Here is a 23,288-nt window from a genome sequence, read left to right as displayed (position 1 = left end):
CACCATGACCAACGAAACAGCCTCGCGTACAGCCGGCCTCCTGTCCGGCAAAGTCGTTTTCATCACCGGCGCAAGTCGAGGAATCGGTGCTGCTGCGGCTCACCTCTTTTCCGCTGAGGGAGCGGCTGTTGTGCTCGCCGCCCGCAACGTCGACGCGCTCGACCAGCTCGTCACGACGATCCGAGCGGCCGGCGGCACCGCCGACGCCGTAGCCATGGACCTCATCGACGCTGACAGCATCCGCGCCGCGGTCACCCGCGTCGAGCAGCTGCACGGACGACTCGACGGAGCGTTCAACAACGGTGGCGTCAACCAGCGGCAGATCGGCTCCCTCGACACCACCAGCGACGACGACCTCGACGAGCAATTCACCGTCAACTTCCGCGCCCACTGGACCGCGATGAATGCCGAAGCCGCCCTGATGCGTCGGAGTGGCGGCGGTGCCATCGTCAACACCTCGAGTATCGGCAGCCGCCGTGCCGTTCCGCCGCTACCGGCGTACGGGGCAATGAAGCGGGCGCTCAACAGCATCACCGAAACCGCAGCCGTCACCTGGGCCCCGGAGGGTATCCGTGTCAACGGTCTGATGCCCGGAGGCACTGCAACAGAAATGATGGACGAATGGGAGGCAAAGACACCCGGTGTCATCGCGGCCAGTAGCGCTGCGTCACCGATGGGGCGGATGGCCGAGGCTCGCGAAGTTGCCGAGGCCGCCGCGTGGCTGCTGAGTGACAGGGCTTCCGCGGTAACCGGGGCGATCGTGCCCGTCGACTGCGGTTCGGGGGCCTGAACCTGACTGCCACGTTCGCACCTTCCGCGCGCCCTCGAATGCTTCATGTCCCTGCGGACTGTCGGTCCCGTATGGAACTGTGGGTTCTGGTTAGCCATCAGAACGAACAGGGGAGTGCCGGTGACCGTTGCCGACAATGCTGTCGACAGGCCACTCGTCGACGTGGTGATCGACGCCATCGACGCGGACAATGACCTGTCCGACGAGGCCAAGTACTACGTACTGGCAGCGCTCGAAGGGCCGACAGCACTACAGGAGCTTCTGGACGGCATCTCGACCCCGCACGTTCCGGAGCCGTCGGGGAGTTAGCTCCTCGAAGAGCCGGTCGGTGCGTTTTTGACCTCGATCACTGCCGCGGGATTCCGCGGCATCGGGCCCAAAGCAGCGCTGCAGCTACACCCCGCGCCGGGGATCACGATCGTCAGTGGCCGCAACGGATCGGGCAAGTCGAGCTTCGCAGAGGCTCTAGAATCCGCGGCGACCGGTGCGAGCTACCGATTGAAGAACAGGGCCTTACTGTGGGCTGGCAGCTGTGCAATCTGCTTCAAGAGAATCCGTGCGAGGTGCGTGGCTGTCCGATGTTCTGGAAGTCCGAGGTATTCTACGCAGAAACCTCTACCAGCCTATTGACGCCAACCCTCGACTTGGACCACGGCAGCGTCACCGCGAGGTCGAGCGCCGAGGCCGACACTGGCAGCTTCAGCGCGGAAGCCAAGACGTGTGCAGCCAATCGCGGCGGGATTGCGTTACCGATCTGCTGTGAAATGTCGCGGCCTGACCACGGGTAGTCGGCAGGAAACGTTTGCAATAGCCCTGCTTCGACGGGAGTCATGCCACTGACATTGCCGTTGCGCATCCGAATCTTGTTCCGGGTGGCCTTGCCCGTCACAGTGGCTGCGGGCTCTGCGGATGAGCGTTCGCCGCGTTTGCGCGGATCACCGCCGCTGCCATAGTTGGAGACCACGGTGAACGGGGAGCCTTTTCGTAGTGCCGACTGCATGGGGACCCAGGGCAGAAGGGCAGTCCCAGTAGGGACGGCTGCCCCTTTTCGAAAGGGTTCGTGAGTCGGTCTGGGCAGTGAAACGTCATCTTGCCATCGTGCTACCAGGATGGCGCGTCGTCGGGTTTGCGGCACGCCGAACTGCTCGGTACGCAGAACGGCGTAATCGACACCGTATCCGTGGCTACGCAAGACATCGCCGATCGCTTCCCAGATGGGAAGTACCGCTGGCACCTGCTCCAGGACAATCGCTTCGTACGGTTTCTGCGCTTTGAGTGCCTCCAGAGCCCAACGAAGCGGCTCGAGCACCAACCCAGTCCGCTCGTCCTCGAACTTGTGAAGACTCCGGGCCGCGTCGACTTCTTCGGCCATCGCTTCGGCGATGGAGACCACCTTATCCAGGGCTTGTCTGCCACTACCCTTACCCGCCAGTGTGTACGTCTGGCAAGGCGGTCCGCCGGTCAGCACGTTCGCTTCAGGGAAGCGGTCAGGCCCATAGTGGCGCACATCGGCCTGCTCTGTGGTCAGTGCGGCCTTAGCGCGAGTGGCGCACGCGTCGGGGTCGATCTCGATCCCGGTAGTAGTCATTCCGAGCCAGTGTGCACCCACATCGAGTCCGCCGGGCCCCGCGAACAAGTCGATTACCTTGTATCTCGTCGTCGACTGACCTTCGGCGGGACCCATGCAGGAATGATAGCCGGCAGATCGAGGATCGCGTCCTCACCCTTGGCCACAGCTTTGTGGCTCGAAGACACCAGACCGCCCGGATCGTTTCTGACCCGAACTCAACACTTACTGCGATAGCGTTCTGTCGTACCAAGCGAGACGGAGGCACGGAGTTGATGGACGAGTTCTACGCCGTATTTGCAGGCTGGGCGAGGAAGACATCGTTGGAGTCGGCCATCAAGAGCTTCAAGGGCAGGGTGTCCGCAGAGGAGTTGGATGCCTTCGTCGGGGAGTATCGGCGGAACATGGAGGGTGTCCTGAATGGCGGCCCGCCGATCATTCATGGACCCCGTGACCCGTGGTACGCAGGACCGAACGACAGTGCAGACGTCTACTGGCCGGCGCTCCGCAAATATATCAGCGTCGACTTGTCGTGGCCCAAAGACCGGGTTGACTCGCTGAACGGCTCGTCGAACAAGGTCATCGCCTACACCCCTCGGCCGAATGAGTCGTCCTGGGATGCAAAGGGACTCGTTGTCGGTTACGTACAGTCCGGGAAGACCACCAATTTTACCGCCGTCATCGCGAAAGCCGCGGACGTCGGCTACAAGTTCGTGATCGTGCTGTCCGGTATTCACAATGGGCTACGCAAGCAGACACAAGAGCGCCTCGATGAGCAGCTCCAGCAGCTCACCCCAACGAAGTGGAAGCTTCTGACAAACGCGGACGACGATTTTCGTGCCCCGGCAATCAAGTCGACGGCATTGCTACACGTCGACGACAGTGGGGTCATCCTTGCCGTAGTCAAGAAGAACGCGGCTGTGCTCAAGCGTTTGGACAAGTGGTTGGAGCCAGCGGTCAAACAACGAGCCCTGGTCGATGTGCCGACGTTGATCATCGACGATGAAGCAGATCAGGCCAGTGTGGAAACCAAGTCGATCAACCCGCTGATCCGGGGCATCATCGCCAAGCTACCTAAGAGCACGTACATCGGTTACACCGCAACGCCATTCGCCAACATTCTGATAGATCCCGCAGGCGGTGACCTGTATCCGAAAGACTTCATCTTGAATCTCCCGGAGCCGAAGGGATACTTCGGTACCGAGCGGATATTCGGCCGAGATGTGGTCGAAGGTGATGAAGCGGACGGGAAGGATCTCGACGGCTCCAACATGTTGCGGATCATCCCCGATGGCGACGTCGATGACGTACGTCCGCTGGGGAAGACCGCAGCAGCAAATTTCATCCCTTCGATTCCGCCGTCGCTTGCGGCCGCGCTCGATTGGTTCGTCTTATCCACAGCAGCGCGCCGCGCTCGCGGTGACGCCGGACATTCGACGATGCTGATACACACGTCGATGAAGACGGACGTGCACAATCAGTTCAAAGGTCCGCTCAATGCGTATGTATCCGCCCTTGCGCGAGCATGGGCGTCAGGCGAGGAGGGTACTCAGACCCGTCTCCGGGCGCTGTGGAATGCAGAGTCTGCGAAGGTACTGTCAGACGAATTCGGCTTGATTGCACTCAGTTTCGATGAGGTCACCGCGGAGCTCGCGCAAGTATTGACCGACTGCCGCGTCATCATCGACAACTTCCGCAGCGATGATCGCTTGGACTACTCGGTCGAGGGTCAAGTGGCAATCGCGGTTGGCGGTAATACTCTGAGTCGTGGGTTGACCCTCGAAGGGCTGATCGTAAGTTACTTCGTCCGCGCGGCGGGAGCGTACGACACCCTTCTGCAGATGGCTCGCTGGTTCGGCTTCCGACCGGGTTATGAGGATCTGCCCCGGATTTGGATGACTGACGAGCTGCGCCGGTGGTTCCGCCATCTCGCGACGGTAGAACGTGAGATTCGGCTGGACATCGAACGGTACGAGTCCGAAGATCTCACTCCGACGGAGTTCGGCGTTCGGATTCGTACCCATCCGACGCTTCGCATCACCGCCAAGATGGGAGCGGCGATTCCTGCGTATGCCTCGTACGGTGGCCGCAGGGTCCAAACTCGTTATTTCAAAGCGCGGGACCATGAATGGCTGTCGCACAACAAGGATGCTGCCGACGGCCTCGTGTCACGTGTGCGCACCAAAGGATCAGAAGCGGAAGTGCTGGACTCGGGAACAGTACTGTTCCGCGACGTCGAGGCCGATGACGTACTCACTTTTCTCAGCGACTACAAAGCTCACACCGACTCGCCCGATATAGACCATGAACTGATCAGGAAGTACGTGATCAAACAGCAGCGGCAGGGAAGTCTCGAAAGATGGAACCTGGCCGTGATGGCTGCTAAGTCTGGTGCGGAGAGAGGCACCGTCCGGTTAGGCGGGATCGATTTCGGTCGGATCGTTCGTTCCCAGCTCAAGAACGACGGCGATGAGCGAGCCGATATCAAGACACTAATGTCGAAAGATCACCGGGTTGTGGACTTCATGGCTCCCGCCGAAGCCCGTAAACGTGGCGAGAACACGCTGATGGACGATCGGGATAAAGATCCGAAAGTTAGACGAATGGGTCTCCTGCTTGTCTACCCAATTGATCCGTTGTCCGAACCCGAAGCGGTTAACTCCGAGTCCAGAAAAGCGTTGGATGCTGTTGACGACGTGATCGGGATAGCATTGGTCTTTCCAGGCTCCGCCGTCCAAACCAGCCAGGTGTCGCAGACATACGTCAGTGTGGACTTGAGCGAGGCTGATATCGAAACGAACGATGACGAGCTCAACGAGCTGGTCGGTTCGGAGTCCAGTTGAGCCTGACTGCTGCGGTAGAGCAGCCGGCGTGGTGGTCGCAGCGCGTTGCCGCCGAAGGTTCGACTGCCTCGGAGGGAATTCGTCGTCAGCTGGGCAAGCCCAAACTTGATCCATTGACGGTCCTCATCCGTGAAGCGGCTCAAAATAGTTGTGACGCAGCACTTCCTGGTCATGATGTCGAGTTCAAGGTCCAAATCCGTAAACTGACTGGTAAAAGACTGGCTGGGTGGCGAGGGTTCTTGCTTCCCGGACCCGACGGCGGCGGTCTGGGGCTGAAGGAGGCATTGGACCGTGAAGCAACAATCCTCATCATCTCCGACCGAGGTACAACTGGGCTCGGAGGGCCCCTGCGTGCTGACGAGCCCCCGCTCGATGGGGAAAGAGCGGATTTCGTCAAATTCATCCGAAATGTCGGTGAACGCAAAGGTGTCGATCTCGGGGGAGGTTCATACGGCTTCGGCAAGGGAATTCTGTACAACGTCAGCCGCTGTCATGTGATTGTGGCGGATAGCCAGTGCGTCTTCCGTGGAAAGCCACAACGTCGACTCATCGGTGCGGCGATGGGGGATGGATTTCAGCACGACGGCGTGCGGTACACCGGGCGACACTGGCTCGGCGTGCAGGAAGGCGAGATCGCGCAGGCCCTCATCGGCGATGAGGCCGAAAGAATGGCGTCGTCGCTTGGTTTGCCGTCTTTTGCGCCCGGTCAGACGGGGACCACCGTCGCTATCGTCGACGTCGACCTTGGCGCAGTTCGCAACGGCGACAACGAAGAGCCACGCACACCGGAGGGCGCGGCTGACTACATCGCTTCGACTATGTTGTGGAATCTGTGGCCTCGGATGATAGACGGGGACAACAACCGGCTGAGGTGCTCGGTCAAATTCGAGGGCTTTCCGGTAGACATTCCAGATCCGGCGCGGACTATCGAACTGAAGCCCTTCGTGGATGCCTACCGAAAGCTTTCGCGTGCCGGCGAGTATGATGTGCCAGTTCGGAAAGCCAAGCCGCAAGAAATCGGTCGGTTTGCAATGGTGGAGTCGATGGCACCGATCACGAAGAGCTACCTGATGTCCCTTGCTGCGCCATTCAGCGGGTCCGCACATCATTGTGCGCGAATGCGTCAAGCTGATCTTGTAGTCGATTATGTTGCAGGCGAACCACACCCGAATGAGGCAGTTCAGTACGGCGCAGTCTTCAAAGCCGGCGTCGATGCCGACAGCTACTTCTCGGACGCGGAGCCACCCACGCACGACGATTGGGTGACAAGTGGGCTCCACGGAGCCGCACTTGGTGTTGTTCGGCTGGGAGCACGCTTCCTGAAGAGCAACCTCAAGCCATCTGTTCCGGATATCGACCCGGAGTTGCACCATGAAGCAGCGTTGGCTCCTCTAGCTGGACGGCTATCTGGCTTGGTTGCAGGGGCGTCGGCCGATGGAGCCGGCTTATCTGAGGGGAGTGGGAGCCGTCGGTCCGGTCGTTCTGGTGGGCGTTCAGCGGCCAAGCCAAAAATCGTGGACGGGCCTGCTCTCGTGGTGGTGAACGGTGAGGCTCTGGTAACTGCCACAATCGAACTACCACTGTGGCCGACCTCGAAAACGGTAACCGCGGAGCCGCTCGTAGTCATCGAGGGAGGAACGGAGCAACCGGGGACACTGGAGCCTCCAGTGGTCTTGGGGTGGGCCGACGCTGCCAACGGAGAGCAGCGGGTAGGTCGCAGCATTTCTGTCGCTCGGGAGGACAGCCGGAAATGGACGGTCTCCATCAGGCCTCCTAAAGACGCTGTAGTGCGCATTGCGTTGACTGTCGAGGACGAGGGCTGATGGCAGTCAGCGATGTTCGTCCGTACTTGGTTCCAGCCGTGGATACCGTGCAGCCTTCAACGTGGTTCCGATCGGTCGACGGTGAATGGGAGCCGTTGGGCGACGCCATCGAGAACTGGGACTACCGTTCCGAGCTTCGCTTGCGCTGCACGATCGAGGTTGATCCAGCAGTCGTACGTGCGCAGTCGATGCTCGACGATGGGTCGCCCTTGGCTTTCCACTTCGGGTGGCGAGCGTTGGACACGTATCTGGTCGGGCCTTCGGTGCGTGTGTCGTTGTCAGAGAACTACTTCGAGGTAATCATCGAAATTGATCCGCAATTTGCGGGTGCCACTATTTCGTTGACTCGGCGATTGGTGCTGGAGCGCGACAGGTTGAGCCCGCTTCCTGGCGAGGCCCGGCACGCGGGAAGCATCCTGTGGAGCGATGAGCAATCGCTGAGGCTGACTGGAACCGAAGCCATGTTTCCGACGGAAGTGGTCGACTTCGAGGCATTCGGCATCGATAACGGTGCCAGTTGGCACCTTCGGATGCCGCCCAGCCCTGATGAGCCTGCCATGGGTGCGTTGCTGCTATTGCTGAACCCATTGGACACGAAGCTCGTCAAGGCCGTGCAGAAAGAAAAGAACCACACGGACGAACAGCTCGCACTGATCCAGGAGATGGAGGAAGATCTCGTGCAGGAGATTGTTCGGTGGTCGTTGGCTCATTGGGACGAACTCGAAGATTGCGACAAAGAATCCTTCGGTGCCGCCGCTCGTAGCCTCGCGTTGCGCGTCCTGGATGATCCTGCCGCATGGACAGCTGAGTCGGTCCTGAGCTCCTCCATGGATTTGCGTAGCTCTCTTGTCGCGGGCGCACGCTCGATTGGATTCGGACGGCTCCTCTCGTGACAGAACTCTGGCCTCGGCTCAGTCTTGCATCGGGCGTGGTTGCGCTTCGCAAGCTCGACGAAGACCTAGAGAGTATGGCTGGTGCAGCGCGGGCGAAGCATCCTCAGATGACTTATGCCGCTAGCGGAGGAAGGCGAGTCAGCGAGTCGGGTGTACAAGGGTTGGTCGATGCTATTCGTACGATTGCGCAAGATCACGGCTACCCGGGTGAGGTAGCGAAGGCGGACCTGATCAATTTCGATCGAGTGGCGGCCGAGCGTATTCACCGGACTATGCGGATCACTTCGGTCGAAGCTGCAAATCGAGGCGTGTGGACCTTCCTCTCGGTTGTAGCGATGCCCGATATAACCCAGTGGCGCTTCCCCAACGAGAACATAGAACGTTGGATAGCGACTGACCTGACACGGCACATGTTCTCACGACTGTGGTGGCAGGCAATGACATTCGGACGATCCGTAGATGGAGCAATGGACTACTCCCTACTGCGAAAACTGTCGGAAAGCGACTTGAACCAGATCACCGAACGACGCTCGATTGCTGGTGTCACCCCACTCGCCCGCGCCATCGCACGGGTCTCGACCGAAAGCGACGGAGCCACCGGTCGCCGCAAGGCCCTTCGCGACTCGGTACCTCGACTCCGCAGACTGATGGCGTTCATAGACTTCTCGGTGCTGAGTGACGACCAGCTCGACGACCGCGTCCGGGCGATCTTTCGTGAGACTTCGGTTGCAAACCCGGCGCAGGAATGATTCTGCAAGCAAAGGCGACCGGGAATGGATGGAGGTTGTGGCAGCGCGTATCGGCTATTCGGCAGGGGCAGAATGGCTTTGAACCCTCGATCTCGACGTGTGGTCTGAGCTTCCCTCATGCCGCTGTGAGTGTGATTCCTGATTCTCTGCAACAAAGTAACTCATGAACGGCGGAATAAACTTGCGAATGAATTGTGGTCCGCCGTTCACTCAAATTCTTCAGAGATCGAGCCTCGCGAAGCTCCGGATTATCAGTTGACTCTCGAGAAGATTAGTCGAACGAACGACGGCGCAGCGTAATCAGATGCGAAACATTAACTCGAAGTGGCCGAAGTGGGCACCGGAACCACTTGTTTTTCCAGTACAAACGTAGCGAACGGCGAGGATAGCCGCAAACGTACAGATACGATCGTGGCAGACCGAATCGTGAGGGAGCACGCTAGATGGGTTCATCGAACAACGCTGCAGGCTCGCTTACGCCTGAGCTCGCCGGAAGACTCGATCGCCAGCTCTCGTCGTGGCGGGAGAACCTCTTGGCGCTGGACCGTCGACAGCGCCTCGTGTATTTCAAGCACACCAAGGTCGGATCGCTGGAGATCGCTGATCCAGGCCCTGAAACACTCTTGTCGCAGTTGTCTACTGGTTCCCTGACAGTGCGAGTACGCGACGCCGAGGGGGCGTCGCGCACGATCGGCCGGACGGTGTTCGTGAAAGACAAGACGCGGGAGACCCTCGCGACCTCGATGCGTCGCATTGACACTCAGTCCAACCAGGCCTATGCCGACAGCGGTGTGTGGACACTGAACCTGGGACTGTGGATGCTTCGGTGGACTGACACCGCTGATGATGCCGTGGTGGAAAGTCCACTACTGATGATTCCCGTCCGGGTGCATCGGACCGGCGCGGACCAGCCGTACTCGATTTCGCGCACCGAAGACGACATCGCCGTCAATCCGGCTCTCAAGCTGAAGCTGGACGAATTCGGTGTCACACTCCCTGACATCGATCCGGACGTAGTCGCAGTAGAGACCTTCCTATCCGAGGTCGGCAGGCTCATCGCTGGTAAGAAGGAATGGTCTGTTGAGCGGCGAGCGGTGTTGTCCAACTTCACCTTTCACAAGGAGGCGATGTATCGAGACCTTGCCTCGAACCGAGACGTCGTTGCTCGACACCCGATTGTTCAGTTGCTCTCCCTTGGTCCACAAGCCCCATCCGCGGGCAACTACGGGTTTACGCCACTTGCCTTGGAAACCCTCGACGAAGTGAAGCCTCCCGAGGAACTTTTCAGTATCCTCGACGCGGACTCCACCCAACGGCGTTGTGTCCTGACAGCGGTCAGCGGCAGGAGCTTCGTGATGGACGGCCCGCCGGGAACAGGTAAGAGTCAGACGATCGCGAATATGATCGCTGAACTTATCGCCGCTGACAAGACGGTCCTGTTCGTCAGTGAGAAGGCGGCCGCTCTGGACGTCGTCCGCGACCGCTTGGACAACGCCAACCTCAAGCATTTTCTCTTCGAGCTCCACAGCCATGCTGCTACGCGGAAGGGCGTGGCCGAGGAACTTGGTAAGAGTTTGCATCAGAGAATCAAAGTGCAATCCAGCTTCGGCGATCAGGATGCGTCGCGGCTAGGAAGAACGCGTGGTGAACTGGGCGAGTTCGCGGCTGCGATGAACGAAGTAGACCCGAAATTGAGACGAAGCGTCTACAGCGTCGTCGGCCGGTTGATCGAACTCGGTGAACGCGTCGAGGTGTCCTTGTCCCCGGACGCGCGGTGGACGAAGTTGAGTGCTGAGTCCCTCGACGAACTTCGTCAACACGCAGAGCGTCTTGGAAAGCTGTGGTGGGTCGTCGAAAAGGGTGACCAGTATCTATGGCGAGACTTGCTGCGCGAAGACTTGAACGGTGAGGATGCGCGGGCGTACGGGCGCATTGCCGGTCGTGCGGCAGCTAGCGCGCATGCTGTTCTGTCGCGGGCAGAAACCATCGATGAAGACACGGGTATCGACTTCGAGGACTCGATGGATGGGGTGAATCGGCGAGTAAAGCTGTTGGAGCTCCTCGACTCCCGGATCGGTACTCCTGAGCACTGGTATGCGTCGAATGAGCTGCCCGATGTTCGGAGTCGGCTGAGGTCGGCGAGGACACTTGTGCTCGACATCAACAAACGTGTCAACAAGCTGACCGAGTCCGCTGGACCACGATGGCGTGAGCTCGATAAGTCTGGACTCAGAACATTGCAGACGCACACGAACAGCACGGTCGATACCCAAATGACGGGAGGGCAAATCGAGCAAGCGGTGGCAAAATTAGTCGAGCTGAAATCGACCCTCGCCGAAATCAGCGAGGCGCACATTGAACTGTGCGCCCTGCTTGGGCTGCCCTTCGGAGCGCCGAGCCTAGGACGCGTGACGGAGATCGCCGACCTCGCTCAAATCGGTGCAGCGAACGACCTGCCAGAGAAGAATTGGTTGAACGCCGCGATTCTCCAAAGGATCAGCGAGTCCATTGATGTTCTGGAATCGGTTGTGGAGCAAGCAAACAGGCGTCAAGAGTCCTTGAAAGACGTTTTCACTCCGGCCGCCCTTGATCTCGACCTCAGCGCGTTGAACGTGAGATTTCGGGAGGTGCACATCGGACTTCTCAAATGGTCCTCCACCGCACGTGCAGACAAGAGATCACTCAAGTCCGTGACGGTTTCAGGTCGCGTTGACAAGTCCGTGCTCGGCCGTCTCGATGAAGCTGCGAGCTGGCAGACATCAGTACGTGAGGTTGCCGAAAAGGAGACCCAGCACGGTGCGAACTTGGGATCGAAGTATCACGGTCCAACCACCGAATTCGATCGAGCCAGAGCAGCGTTGGACAACGCACGTCGGGCCGTCCGCTTGGCCGGGGCCGATATCGATCCGGATACCCTGGCAACTCAGATTTCGGCGGGGGCCGTTGCTGATCCTCGCTTGCTCGTTGTTGCTGCTCAAGCGCGGGATGCCATCCGGCACTGGCATACCCTGGCCAAGTCGTTACCGGTCCTCGCCGCTCAGGCAGCCGACCCCAATTCGAGTCTCGAAGAACTTTTGGCATGGGCGTCGAATAGCCTGGACTCCCTCCGGAACTTGCTGCCAGTAGTGCAGCAGGTTTCCGAGGTTGCAGGCTCGTCAGTCTCGCTCGCGGTGGCCTTCACAATGCTATTCGAAACTGATGCCGTCGCCACCATGATCGACGAACTTCGTTCCGTGCCGGACTTCGATCAGAGCTACTTCGGTGTACCTACCCTCGGACTGGATAGCGACTTCGACGACTACGAGATGAAGCTCTGTCATGCCGAGGCCTTTCAGGACCTCCTGCATGGTTCGGTAACCCCCGAGGTGGCGGCCAAGTTCAACGAGTCGAGCAGCACCTTCGCGGATTTCGATGATGTCGTTTCTGAATTCGAGTCCGGCCGCGAGGAGTTCCTCGGCTTGTTCGCGAACGAGCGCCGCAGTGAACTGGAGCGTGAGCTTGTCGCGGGAGTGGAAGAGTTCGGTGCCATGTTGCGTGAGTTCGAAGAATCAGCGGCTGGCGAGGTGGAGGAGTGGTGCGACGCAACTACCGAGATTCGGTGGTTCGAGCGGGCCGGCTATTCGTCTGTCCTTGCCGCCTTGCGGAAATCTAGAAGGTCTCCGACCGATGTCGCCGAAATTCTGGAATACGCGGCGCTGGAGGCATGGATCGACTCGCGGTCGCGACACGACCGCAGGCTCAAGCACTACCGAGCTCTTGACCGAAATCAAGCTGTCGAGACGTTCAGGGCGCTCGATACCGAACTGGTAAGTAATGCGCGGGCGCGAGTGATCGAACAGTGCAATCGGCGGGCTCCGATCAACATCAACAGCCGAGCTGCTGGCATCATTACTCGCGAGAAGGAGAAGAAGACCCGTCACAAGCCGGTACGAAAGTTGTTGGAAGAGACAGGATCGCTTGTCCAGCAGATCAAGCCGTGCTTCATGATGAGCCCGCTGGCTGTCTCGCAGTTCCTACCGCCGGACCTCCGTTTCGATGTAGTGATTTTCGACGAAGCATCGCAGGTTCTTCCGTCCGATGCGGTGAACTGTGTCTACCGCGGTGACCAATTGATCGTGGCCGGTGACCAGAAGCAGCTACCGCCCACCGACTTCTTCCGCTCGACCGCTGACGATCTCGACGCGGACGAAGATGACGAGACCGACGTGTTCGACTCAGTGCTCGACCTTGCCAAGGGCGCCGGCGGGTTGACGTCGCTCCCGCTGAACTGGCACTACCGCAGCCGTCACGAGGATCTCATCAGCTTCTCGAACTACAGCTTCTATGACGGCAGCCTGAATACCTTTCCCGGTGCCGTGTTCGACGCACATGACCTCGGTGTCGAGCTGCAATACGTTCGGGGTATCTATCGTCGTGGCTCGACTCGCGACAATCCAGTCGAGGCATCGAAGGTGGCCGAGCGTGTGGCGTGGTTCAGGGAGCACAATCCGAACGACTCGATCGGCGTCGTTACATTCTCGTCGGCGCAATCAGATTGCGTTCTGGCCGAGATCGACAGGCAGTCTACGACTGTCCCGAGTCTGTACGGGATCACCAGCGAACACGACCGTCTCGACGGCTTTTTCGTCAAGTCACTCGAGAACGTTCAGGGCGACGAACGAGACATCATCATCTTCAGCCTGGGTTATGGACCCACTGAGGAGGGCAAGCTGCATTCCAACTTCGGACCACTGAATCGTGCCGGGGGATGGCGTCGCCTGAATGTCGCCATCACACGAGCTCGTAAACGTGTCGAAGTTGTTGCCTCGTTCCGTGCGTCGGAGTTGCCGGATTCGAATAACCCGTCACTTCGACATCTGAAGAATTACCTGGACTTCGCTGAGCGCGGTCCGAAATCACTGGCGATCGACGCAGTCGATACCGACGAGCTGTTCGAGAGTCCCTTCGAGGAACAGGTCGCCTCTGTGATTCGGAGCTGGGGGTACGACGTCGTGTCTCAGGTTGGGGTGGCTGGATACAAAATCGACATTGCCATCAGACATCCCTTACGGCCAGGCACATACGTTCTAGGGATCGAATGTGACGGTGCCGCGTATTTCTCCGGCAAGACTGTGCGCGATCGCGACCGGCTACGCGATCAGGTTCTCAGAAGCCTGGGTTGGTCGATCTACCGAGTGTGGGGTCTGAGTTGGTGGCGTGACCGCTCCGGCCAGGAGGCGGTTCTTCGACATGCCATTCAGGCCGCAATAAGCGGTGCCGACCGGATCGCGTCCACCGGGGCTGAGGGCGACGCGCCGAGCGCTGCGGTTCCGGTCGTCGAGTACACCGAAGTAAGAACGTCAGGAGCGCGCGACTGGACGACGGAGTACGTGGCCTTCTCCCAGCCTGAGGGCGATACGGGGGATGTGAGGACCCCGGAAGGCAAGCGAGATGCCAAACGGTTCTTCGAGGATGTCATCAGCATCGAGTCTCCGGTTCACGCCGATGTACTGTATGAGCGCTTCCGGAGCGCCTGGGGCATTGCGCGGCTGGGAGCGGCGATCAAACCGGAAGTCGACCGCGCGATGAACCGCGCAAGCCCCTACGGTGCCGACGAAAGAGGCTTCTATCGGAGCGGCTCTCACATAGTTGACACCGTTCGGACCCCAGGTCGCGGGCAAAACGCTCGAAAGCTAATACACGTTGCGACAGAGGAGATCTCGATCGCGGTCTGTCGCATCGTGCAGGAGTCGGTGACCATCGATGACAAGAATTTGATGTCGCACGTTGTCGAACTGTTCGGTGGTCAGCGGGTGTCCGCTGAATCGAAGGTCCTGATGAGCTCGGTGGTGGATTCGCTCATCGAAGCCGGCCGTCTTTACCGAGATCAATCGGGGGATCTGGCAGCAGCGCTAATCGTCTAGTTTTGTATTTTTCGATTTACTTGGACGCTGCAACATCTGCTTTCACCTCGAGTTACTTCTGCCCGCACGGTGCGTTGTAGGTCCTGTTCGGGCTCGACTGTTCTCCAGGCTTTAATTGTTCGTTTAAGTCGAACGGTTTAAGTCGAACGAAAGGAATAAGCTGTGGCGATTCACGGTAAGGCTGAAAATCAAATGGCGCGCGAGATGCGTGAGCTGGGATATAACCATGCCAGTGTCTCGACCGACCGGAGTGCGTATGGGGTGATAGTCCGCGCGCCAAAAACTATGGCACAGGTCCGCGATCATCAGGCGGCTGCCGAAAGGGCTGATCTCACGAATCTGTTCCTGGCTCGTGGTATGGAGAAGGATATTGACCTCATCTTTTTTGCCCGTGGTGGCTACACCGAAGCGGCCTTCGAGTATGCAGGTCACGCCGGGATCGCGCTATTCACGTTCGACCATAAATGGCAGAGCAAGCCTGTGAACTTTGCAGCGATCGAAATATACGAACAATATGCAAAACGACTTGCCCAAAAGGCCGCTCAACTTAAAGCGCGCGAAAGTCGACAGCATACCGAGCGGCCCACCGAACGAGGACTCCTGAATCTGAGGATTGTCGGCATCCTCGTCGTGTTGTCTATCCTGAATCTGATCGGGGTAGCAATCTTCGATATTCCAGCTGGATTTTGGATAGTTTTCTGGATCATTGCGCTCGCGTACCTGCGAACGACGATCGAGTCTGACGACTGACGGATGATGTCTCGTCTGTTAGGTAAGCGAGACATCCGTTTCTTCCGCCGCTGCTTCGAGTGTGGCAGCCACGACCTGCAGAAAGGTGGTTGATTCCGAGTTTGGTGCTTCCCGGTGCGCAGTGACGTTCTTAGCAAAAATGTCGTGGGAAATGTGGGCGGCCCGCAAGACTGTAGATCCGGTACCGCTGTAGTTGTAGCTGATCTGCCAGTCCGAGCGTGGGAGCTCGGAAAGTCGCTTCTGGATCGGATCCACCAACCTTTGAGCAATCTTGTTAGCAAAGTGGTCGATCACCGCAGCTTGGTCCTCTGCGGTCTCCGGCGGACGCCCGTTCCATCGAGCCGGTTTTTCTAGCGCCTTGTAAATTTCTTCTTTCAAGGCTTCACGAAGCTCAGCGTTGGGTCGCAGCGTCTCGTATTGATCTGCACTGCCTTCGGCGAAGCGTTTGGAAAGAGCTTTGATCTTTTGCCAGGTCTGCTTCTGGACTTCCTCGACTTCGGCGATACCCAGAATTCCACCCCAGCGGTAGTGAAACTGGCGGATTCCTGTCTCGATAGCTTCGATGAGTGAAGCCCTTTCGTATACCGGTGTTGCCAGACCTGATTCGGGTGCAGGTGCACTTCTCTCGATCATTTCGAGTAGTCTTTTGAACTGCGAAATCGACCATTTTCCATTTCGATTGCCAGGCTTCAGCTGCTGGTCGATACCCGCAAGGAACACGCGATTATCGCCAAGTCTCTCGCGGACCGACTGTTCCGGCCGCTGACCGAAGTCCTTGCGAATCGCGCTGATCACATTGTCCACGCTCGCGAGGACGTGATGTGCTCGGTCACTCGCACTTGTGAGGTTGTCTCCCTGCACGTCCTCGAAATGGGTGAAGCAGAAAATCAACTTCTCGATGTTGCCGGACGTCAGGATGGATCGGATGGCGGCGGTAGGTGCCGCCTGCATCGGTTGCTGAGCATTGTCCACCAATACCACGGCGTCCACGTGGTTAATCGTGTGTGCAACCGAAGTCGGAAGCGCGGCTGAAGATTTGGAGGTATGGCCGAGTCCCTCACCGTCGATGAGCACCATCTTGGGCAGCTCACCGTCCGCCCAATCCGGTAGGAACGGCCCGGATACGCGGATGCCGTCGACCAGTGGTGTCAGCAGATGGCCGAACAATGGCGCGTAGTTGGATGTGAATCGATTGACCGTTTTCAGGAAGGTTGCGCGATCGTCGGACTCGAAATGCCACGACTCGGGCCAGCCCGTGTGGTCGCGCGACAGGGTCCCGATGTGCTGGACACGGAATCTCTTGTCCATGTCGTCCAAGAGGCTGTCCACTATGCCGTGAAACATTTCTTGCTGACGCAGCCACGAGTCGACTTCCTCGTCGGCTTCACCGTCATCGCTAATTGCAGCGTGACTCGAGACCAGGAACTTTAGGCCCTCGATCGCTGCATCGATTTGGCTCGAACTGAAGTCGAGGTCGATGCCATCGAGGGGAGTTGGTTCTGCATCGAACACGGGCTTGACACCAGGCGAAGAGTCGGACTCCTCGAATTCGTCGAACTCATCGAACTCATCGAACTCACTGGTTTCTACGGCTACAGGAACCGCCGCCTTTGCATTCTGCTTTCGGCCGAAGACGTAGCTGAAGCGAAAGCGCTGGTTTTCGTGATCCAGGAGTGCAGACCGAATCGCGTCGGGTGCGGCACCGCTTCGGATCAATAAAGCTGCCCTGACGCCATTTTCGAGGAGGTGGTCGGTCACCTCGTCCGAGGAGAAGAAGGTGACGACTGCCTTGTACGGCCCGTCGGCGACAATGATCTCGGTGTCAGCCACGGTCGTTTTCGCGGTCGATGTCGACGGAAATCGGTCGCGGTCCGGATCCGTACCCAGCATCTGACGAATGACTGTGGTCTTGCCGGCCCCCGTGGTTCCGATCATGAGTACGCGGCGGTAGTCGTCTTCGATGGTGGGCAAAGGGAGGTGGTCGTCGCGAAGTGCCACCGACGCATCGAGGCGTCGAGGTTCGGCGCTGTCGTAGAACGCCGAGACCACGGTGGGGCTGAACGCCTTCTCTGCTTCGGAGCGAGCTGACGAGTCCCACCACCGCTGCTTCTGAAGCAGCGAGTTGAGCTGGCTGACAAAGACGTCAGCAGCATCCTCATCCGATGTGCCGATCGACCGACGGATTCGACGGCCGGGGAGACCAGTCGATGGATCCTCTCGTGCTGGGTGCCGGAACGTAACCGTGAACGGCTCATGAGTGCTGTTTTGCGTTGCTGTCGCCGTGTAGCTGATTGTTCTGCCTTCGCCCGAGAATGTCGTGATCGGACATTACTATCTCGTGACGCTGCCTCCGCGTCAATCGACGCGGCTCAGCTGCTCTTCCACCGAAGTCGACCATCGGACGCGGTTCCGCAGACCATCGCAGTACCTTTCTTGGTAACTCCAGGCAGACCGGGAACATCGCAGAATGAGCCTGGATGCACCACGCCGCCAACCGACTCAGGCACCTCTACCGGCGGTGGGGTGTAGACGGGTGCGGGCGGGGTATAGGCGGGAGCCGGCGGGGTGTAAACCGGTTCAGGTGTGTACTCGGTCGTGGGTGGCACGTACACAGGGGGATTTGTGGTGACAACAGGCGGAGTAGTTGCGACGGCTGTCGTGGTGGTGGCGGCGGTTGTAGTAGGTGTTGTTGTCGCCGCCCGAGATGTTGTGTTCACGTCGGGGAGTGGCGGGACGGTGACCCGCACTGCGTCGCCGGTGCCGCCGGCTTCGTCACTCGAGCACCCGCTCACCAGAACGACAATTGGTAATGCCGCAGTGAAAGCTATTCCCGCAGAGCGTCGTACAGCAATGCGCAAGGTCGATGGTGCTCGGTGCTTCACGGTTTCTCATAACGGTCGCAGGTGGGTACCGCAGGTTCCGCGGTCACGCTCACAGGGTCGTGCGCTCGGGCTGGGGTGTTACAGACTCCCGCGAATCGAAACATTTTCATGGGCCTTGGCGATTAACATTCATACACTTCCAATTCGACAGGATGACAATGTTGCCACCGCTCGGGCCCACGATGAAGGAGAAGGACGCGGTCAAATGGCTAGCGTCACTGAGCGACTACCTTGCTCCCGGCGAATCAGTCAGGGCGTTGGCCCGGTTCAGCACCCTCCGGCCCCTAACGGACGCGATTGCAGTGACCGATCGACGAGTGATCGCGTTCTTCGGCGCGAGCGTGAGCAAGAAGGGTCCGCTCGTCGAGATTGCCTCTGCCGAGATCGGGCAAGCGGACGCTCATACGAAGTTCGGGGGACGGACACTCACCGTTCACGCCCCGGGTAAAGAACCGCGACATGTCGGAACTTTGCGAGCGGACGACGTTGGTTTCGTGGTGGGGCAGGTAAACGCGATCGCAGGTGCCAGGGAGCCGGACGCCCCAACGGTCGATGTGTATGACCCCTTCTCGAAGCCGTGGGAAGCGCCGAGCGCGCCCGCTGATGTCCCTCGGACCCAGTTCATGGAGCCCCCTGGGAACGACTACCCGCAATCACAGCCGGTGTTCGATGAACCGGTTGCATCGGAACTGTTCCACGGTCCCGACAGCGTGGCGGCTCAGAAGCCGAAGCGGCTGGTTCCGCTGTGGAAGTCGGTTCCGCTGTTGATCGTTATCGCATTCTTCGGGCTAGTCGCGATAGCCGGGGCATTCACCTCTGGGCCAAAGCTCGCAGGCTTGATGGTCGTCGCTGCGCTCACCCTGGTGCCAGTCCTTGTGCTGACCAGCATTCGGCATCGTGCCGCGCGGCGGCGGGCAGAGGCTTCGGGATCGATTCCCGCCTACGGCTTCTTCGAGCGGAACTGGGTTCCAGCGGGGATTCCGCTGGCGATCCTGCTTTTCATCGTGGGCATCGCAATCAGTTGATATTCATTCAAACGTACGACGTAACAGCGTTCGTCCCGAATCGGGCCCTTTGGTCTGCTAAAAGTAAAGAGTTGTAGTTTTCAGGTGGCAGGACCCCGGATGGATCGGTCTCGGATGGACGAAGGAGTCGAATCATGAGTGTGACCCTGGCTAAGGGCGGCAACGTCTCGCTGAGCAAGCAGGCCCCGCAGCTGACAGCTGTGACCATCGGCCTCGGATGGGATGTCCGATCGACCAGCGGCGGTGACTACGACCTCGACGCGAGTGCAATTGCGCTGGGCAGCAACAAGAAAGTGCTCAACGAACTGTTCTTCGTGTTCTACAACAACCTGCGTTCGCCCGACGGGGCCATAGAGCACACCGGAGACAACCGCACCGGTGAGGGCGAAGGCGATGACGAGTCCATCGACATCGATTTGTCAGCGCTCTCGCCCGAGATCGAGTCGATCATCTTCCCTGTCTCTATCCACGCTGCCGACGAAATGAACCAGAACTTCGGCCAGGTCGTCAATGCGTTCATCCGCGTGGTCGACAAGTCCGACAACCGCGAGCTCGCCCGCTTCGACCTCAGCGAAGACGCATCCACCGAGACTGCCATGGTCTTCGGAGAGCTCTATCGGCATAACGTCGAGTGGAAGTTCCGCGCCATCGGTCAGGGCTACGCATCCGGCCTCGCCGGTATCGCTCGTGACTTCGGAATCAACGTCTGACATCGACGTACTCGAATACTGTTGAGCCGTAACATGTCGAGTGCAGACGCGTGTTCCCCTGGGAATGATGTGCACTGTGTCGTCAGCCGCACGCAAACGTCACTCTGAGGGGATTGCACACTTGTCTTCATCACCGGATCCGTTCGGCTACGGCAACGACAGGGGATCCGGGTCGACCCCGCCGCCCCCACAGTCGTCCAGTGCGCCGCAGGCATCCACCCTCTCGGTCGCGGGCCCACCAATCATCTATCTGATTGTCTCCGGGGCGCTGGCGCTGGTCGGGTTGATCATCGGAGCAGTACTCGGTGGTTCCGGACCGCTCGCTGTCGTCGGATGGGTGTTGGCGGGGCCAATCGCCATCGGCGTCCTCTCAGCGTTCACGCTGCTCGATACCAACCGCCGAGCACGGCCGATTTATGCGGAACCGACGTGGGTCAAACCCGCGTATTGGGCCGTCCTGATCATGGCGGCTGTCGGGATCATCATCTGCGCGCTGCGCATCGCTGACTGGATTGGTCGACTGTGAACAAAGCGAAAGCCGGCGCACTCTTCTCGGCGACCCTGCTGGGCGCATGCGCCGCGATCTCGGTTGTCCTCGCCCCACCCGCCGCGGCAGCACCGGGAGGTGCCGCAGTGTCGGACTTCGGTGCCTGCCTCGCGGCACAACGCAGCGGCGACCTCCTGCTGATGATCGACGAGTCGTCGAGCTTGCAAGCCTCCGACCCGGACGGTGCACGCATCACCTCGGCAAACTACTTGCTCGATCAGCTCACCAAGTACAAGGAGTCGTCGGGCATCGACCTCGACGTCGCGGTGGCCGGTTTCGCCGATAGCTATTCGGTGGAATCCGATTGGTCGGCTCTCGACTCGGGTTCTTTGCCGTCGATCAAGAACGCGGTTGAGGGGTTCCGCGACCGCAACAACGGCATCGACACCGACTACTGGCTGGCGCTCGACGGCGCTCGGCAAACTCTCGCCGACCACACCCAACCCGTTGACGGCGTCGATCCGTGCCAGGCCGTCGCCTGGTTCTCGGACGGCAAGATCGATTTCACTCCGCGCGCAGACACCAGCAAGCCCTACGCCCCCGACCTTCCGCTCGATACCGCTGATGATGTGACGCGAGTAGTCGGCGCGGCCACCGAATCGATCTGCCGCGCCGGTGGAGTCGCCGATCAACTACGGTCGTCCGGCATCGTGCTCTTCGGTATCGGCCTTGCCGCAGGCACCGCGCAGCCGGCCGACTTCGACGTCATGCGATCCATTGCAACCGGAGAACCGACGGGCGGCACCGCGTGCGGCAATATCGCCAGCCCGAGCCCCGGTGACTTCTACCTTGCGGGCAACATCGATGACCTGCTGTTCGCGTTCGATGCATTTTCTACTCCCGGGCAAGCGCCCCTGACGCGCGAAACAGGCGTCTGCGCACTGACGGTCTGCGAGGAAGGCAAGCACCGCTTCGTTCTCGACAACTCGATCGACACGGTGTCAGTCCTCGGATCGGCTGACGTCCCCGGGTTGATCCCCACACTCGTGGCCCCCGACGGCACGGAAGTGCCGCTGCCGTCGTCGGATTCGGACGTCGCCGTCGATGCTGCCGGAGTGAATGTCACCTATCGGTGGCAGTCTCCGCGCACCCTGTCGTTCGACATGAACAATCCCGACTCACCGCAGTGGCAGGGCGTCTGGGCTCTAGCCTTCGTCGACCCCACCGGCGACGCCGCCGGCGCTCGTACCCGATCGAACATCCACATCTCGGGAAACCTCTTCCCTGAGTGGAAAGGGCAGCGGACCACGGCGATTCACAGCGGTGAAGCCGACGTGCCCATCGATCTGGGAATCGTTGACGCCTCGCGCAACGAAGTGGACCCGCAGTCTTTGCTCGGAACCGCCACGCTGGCAGCCACCCTCATCGAAAGTGACGGCACGCAAACCGTCGTCGGCGCGGATATCCCGAAGGAACAGATCAGCGAGCCGCTGCGTCTCGATCTCTCCGATGTGGCACCCGGCCAGGCGTCGGTTCGGCTCACCCTGAACGTGACGACTGCCGACGCAACCACACCTGACGGAACCGTCGAGCCAGGAACGGCGCTTGCTCCACAGTCGGTGGACGTGCCGCTCACGGTTGCACCGCCGATCGGCTTCCCTGCCCTGTCTCGGACCATCGATTTCGGAACGGTCGAAGGTGCCGGGCAATTCACCGTAGACCTGCCGATCACCGGCCCCGGTTGCGTGTGGCTCCCCACCGACGCCGGCACTTCTGTCGTCGCCTCTCCCGACGGAGTGGGTAGCCTCGGATTGTCGACGCCGGGAGCTACATCCGTGGATTCTTGTCAGGCGCTCGGTGACGGGCAGGAAGGAACGCTCCCCATCGCCTTGCAGGTCGAGAACGCGGCGAACGGTCCCGTCAACGGCACCGTTGCACTCATGGTGGCACCCAATGGCGAAGCCGATCGGGCCCTACCCATCGACGTGGAGTTCACCGCTGACCTCGAGAAACCGCTCGACACCGGCAACGCACTCCTGGCACTCATCGTCGCGCTGCTGCTCGGGCCTGGCATTCCGTTGCTGTTGCTGTACGGCGCAAAGTGGTTCACGGCAAAGATTCCCGCGCGCACTCTCAAGGGGCAGCAGTTCCCGGTCACCATCTCCGGAAACACTGTGCTGCGCAACGGCTCCCCATTCGCACTCAACGACCGCGATCTCATCGAGGTAGTCCGCGGTCTCGACTCGCCGGCTCGATCCCTCGATGTAGCAGGCGTGCAGCTGCGCACGCATGTCGGATGGTCGCCGGTCGGAGCTGGATTCGTCACCGCAGTCGCCGCGGGCCGAGTTGGAGCGTCGTCGACGCTGCCCGCGACCCACGGCAAGAATCACGAGGCACGATTGCCGCTCGCCGTGCACAACAGGTGGTTCGTTCTGCACGATCTACAGGGACCAGCAGACAACGCCGTTGTCGTGTTGCTCATCGGTGACGACGCTGGCCCGACGGTCCGCAAGTCGGTCGTCGACGATATGACCAATCGCCTGCCGAACGTGTTGGCGACGCTGCGGTCGTCCACCGAGGCCGGTGTTGGTTCGTCGAATCCCAGCTCTAGTGCACCGCGGCCCGCGCCGACCGGGTTCGATCCGTTCGGCGGTGGCGGAAACACTCCACCGCCTGCGCCCGGCAACTACGACCCGTTCGGCGGTGGCGGCAACACCCCGCCTACTGCCCCGCGCAACAACGACCCATTCGGTGGGCCGCCGCGAGGTCAAGGCTCGGGACCCAGCCAGCCGCCGGGTCAGTCCGGCCCGTCGAAGCCGTTCGATCCGTTCGGAGACGGACGATGACGGTGCCGACACGACTCACC

15 protein-coding genes are annotated in these 23,288 nt (G+C 60.0%); 13 read left to right on the top strand and 2 right to left on the bottom strand.

Annotation, left to right across the window (positions count from 1 at the left end; genetic code table 11):
• Window positions 1-4 precede the first annotated feature (4 nt).
• The 3 genes from CH283_RS27350 to CH283_RS28945 all read left to right on the top strand — a co-directional run bounded on the left by CH283_RS27350 (window position 5) and on the right by CH283_RS28945 (window position 1,420).
• A complete protein-coding gene (locus CH283_RS27350; RefSeq protein WP_094639912.1) occupies window positions 5-790 on the top strand; it encodes an SDR family NAD(P)-dependent oxidoreductase in 786 nt (261 codons plus the stop codon).
• A 120-nt stretch (window positions 791-910) separates the two neighbouring features.
• Window positions 911-1,099 (top strand): hypothetical protein, encoded by a 189-nt coding sequence (locus CH283_RS28950; protein ID WP_255183375.1) that lies wholly within the window; start codon window positions 911-913, stop codon window positions 1,097-1,099.
• A 27-nt stretch (window positions 1,100-1,126) separates the two neighbouring features.
• A complete protein-coding gene (locus CH283_RS28945; protein WP_255183374.1) occupies window positions 1,127-1,420 on the top strand; it encodes an ATP-binding protein in 294 nt (97 codons plus the stop codon).
• Here CH283_RS28945 and CH283_RS27340 read toward each other — a convergent pair.
• The gene (locus CH283_RS27340) at window positions 1,392-2,474 is read right to left on the bottom strand and encodes a DNA cytosine methyltransferase (protein ID WP_094639913.1); all 1,083 of its coding nucleotides are present in this window, start codon (window positions 2,472-2,474) and stop codon (window positions 1,392-1,394) included. The genes CH283_RS28945 and CH283_RS27340 overlap by 29 nt on opposite strands.
• A 158-nt stretch (window positions 2,475-2,632) precedes the next feature.
• Here CH283_RS27340 and CH283_RS27335 point away from each other — a divergent pair, with 158 nt between their 5' ends.
• The 6 genes from CH283_RS27335 (at window position 2,633) to CH283_RS27310 (ending at window position 15,318) form a co-directional block, all read left to right on the top strand.
• Window positions 2,633-5,200 carry a Z1 domain-containing protein gene (locus CH283_RS27335; protein ID WP_094639914.1) on the top strand — a complete coding sequence of 856 codons (2,568 nt, stop codon included), beginning with the start codon at window positions 2,633-2,635 and terminating at the stop codon, window positions 5,198-5,200.
• A complete protein-coding gene (locus CH283_RS27330; RefSeq protein ID WP_141215347.1) occupies window positions 5,197-7,023 on the top strand; it encodes a hypothetical protein in 1,827 nt (608 codons plus the stop codon). The genes CH283_RS27335 and CH283_RS27330 overlap by 4 nt, the downstream gene beginning before the upstream one ends.
• Window positions 7,023-7,916 (top strand): hypothetical protein, encoded by an 894-nt coding sequence (locus tag CH283_RS27325; RefSeq protein ID WP_052047681.1) that lies wholly within the window; start codon window positions 7,023-7,025, stop codon window positions 7,914-7,916. Before CH283_RS27330 ends, CH283_RS27325 begins: the two co-directional genes overlap by 1 nt.
• Window positions 7,913-8,665, top strand: a complete 753-nt coding sequence (locus CH283_RS28140; protein WP_141215346.1) for a DUF6339 family protein — start codon at window positions 7,913-7,915, stop codon at window positions 8,663-8,665. Before CH283_RS27325 ends, CH283_RS28140 begins: the two co-directional genes overlap by 4 nt.
• A gap of 443 nt (window positions 8,666-9,108) precedes the next feature.
• A complete protein-coding gene (locus CH283_RS27315; RefSeq protein WP_094639917.1) occupies window positions 9,109-14,568 on the top strand; it encodes a DUF3320 domain-containing protein in 5,460 nt (1,819 codons plus the stop codon).
• Between the two features lie 162 nt (window positions 14,569-14,730).
• Window positions 14,731-15,318 (top strand): restriction endonuclease, encoded by a 588-nt coding sequence (locus tag CH283_RS27310; RefSeq protein ID WP_094639918.1) that lies wholly within the window; start codon window positions 14,731-14,733, stop codon window positions 15,316-15,318.
• Window positions 15,319-15,336: 18 nt separating this feature from the next.
• Here the strand turns inward: CH283_RS27310 and CH283_RS27305 are convergent, their stop codons facing one another.
• The gene (locus CH283_RS27305; RefSeq protein ID WP_094639919.1) at window positions 15,337-17,367 is read right to left on the bottom strand and encodes a hypothetical protein; all 2,031 of its coding nucleotides are present in this window, start codon (window positions 17,365-17,367) and stop codon (window positions 15,337-15,339) included.
• Window positions 17,368-18,382: 1,015 nt separating this feature from the next.
• Here CH283_RS27305 and CH283_RS27300 point away from each other — a divergent pair.
• From CH283_RS27300 to CH283_RS27285, 4 genes are all read left to right on the top strand, one after another.
• A complete protein-coding gene (locus tag CH283_RS27300; protein ID WP_141216258.1) occupies window positions 18,383-19,225 on the top strand; it encodes a hypothetical protein in 843 nt (280 codons plus the stop codon).
• A 134-nt stretch (window positions 19,226-19,359) separates the two neighbouring features.
• The gene (locus tag CH283_RS27295) at window positions 19,360-19,935 is read left to right on the top strand and encodes a TerD family protein (protein ID WP_094639921.1); all 576 of its coding nucleotides are present in this window, start codon (window positions 19,360-19,362) and stop codon (window positions 19,933-19,935) included.
• 121 nt (window positions 19,936-20,056) lie between these two features.
• Window positions 20,057-20,461 (top strand): hypothetical protein, encoded by a 405-nt coding sequence (locus CH283_RS27290; RefSeq protein ID WP_141215343.1) that lies wholly within the window; start codon window positions 20,057-20,059, stop codon window positions 20,459-20,461.
• Window positions 20,458-23,268: a VWA domain-containing protein gene (locus CH283_RS27285; protein ID WP_094639923.1), complete on the top strand. Its 2,811-nt coding sequence runs from the start codon at window positions 20,458-20,460 to the stop codon at window positions 23,266-23,268. The genes CH283_RS27290 and CH283_RS27285 overlap by 4 nt, the downstream gene beginning before the upstream one ends.
• Window positions 23,269-23,288: the final 20 nt, after the last annotated feature.

Origin of the sequence: Rhodococcus sp. 05-2254-2, assembly GCF_002259095.1 — a bacterium.
Classification (GTDB): Bacteria; Actinomycetota; Actinomycetes; order Mycobacteriales; family Mycobacteriaceae; genus Rhodococcoides.
The sequence above is the reverse complement of the archived record's forward strand: the minus strand, read 5'-3'. Positions and strand labels throughout refer to the sequence as shown.

Bases quoted from the DNA above. Each gene is read 5' to 3' on its own strand.
- CH283_RS27350 (WP_094639912.1), top strand. From the start codon at position 5: ATGACCAACGAAACAGCCTCGCGTACAGCCGGCCTCCTGTCCGGCAAA.
- CH283_RS27340 (WP_094639913.1), bottom strand. From the start codon at position 2,474: ATGGGTCCCGCCGAAGGTCAGTCGACGACGAGATACAAGGTAATCGAC.
- CH283_RS27335 (WP_094639914.1), top strand. From the start codon at position 2,633: ATGGACGAGTTCTACGCCGTATTTGCAGGCTGGGCGAGGAAGACATCG.
- CH283_RS27325 (WP_052047681.1), top strand. From the start codon at position 7,023: ATGGCAGTCAGCGATGTTCGTCCGTACTTGGTTCCAGCCGTGGATACC.
- CH283_RS27315 (WP_094639917.1), top strand. From the start codon at position 9,109: ATGGGTTCATCGAACAACGCTGCAGGCTCGCTTACGCCTGAGCTCGCC.
- CH283_RS27300 (WP_141216258.1), top strand. From the start codon at position 18,383: ATGAAGGAGAAGGACGCGGTCAAATGGCTAGCGTCACTGAGCGACTAC.
- CH283_RS27295 (WP_094639921.1), top strand. From the start codon at position 19,360: ATGAGTGTGACCCTGGCTAAGGGCGGCAACGTCTCGCTGAGCAAGCAG.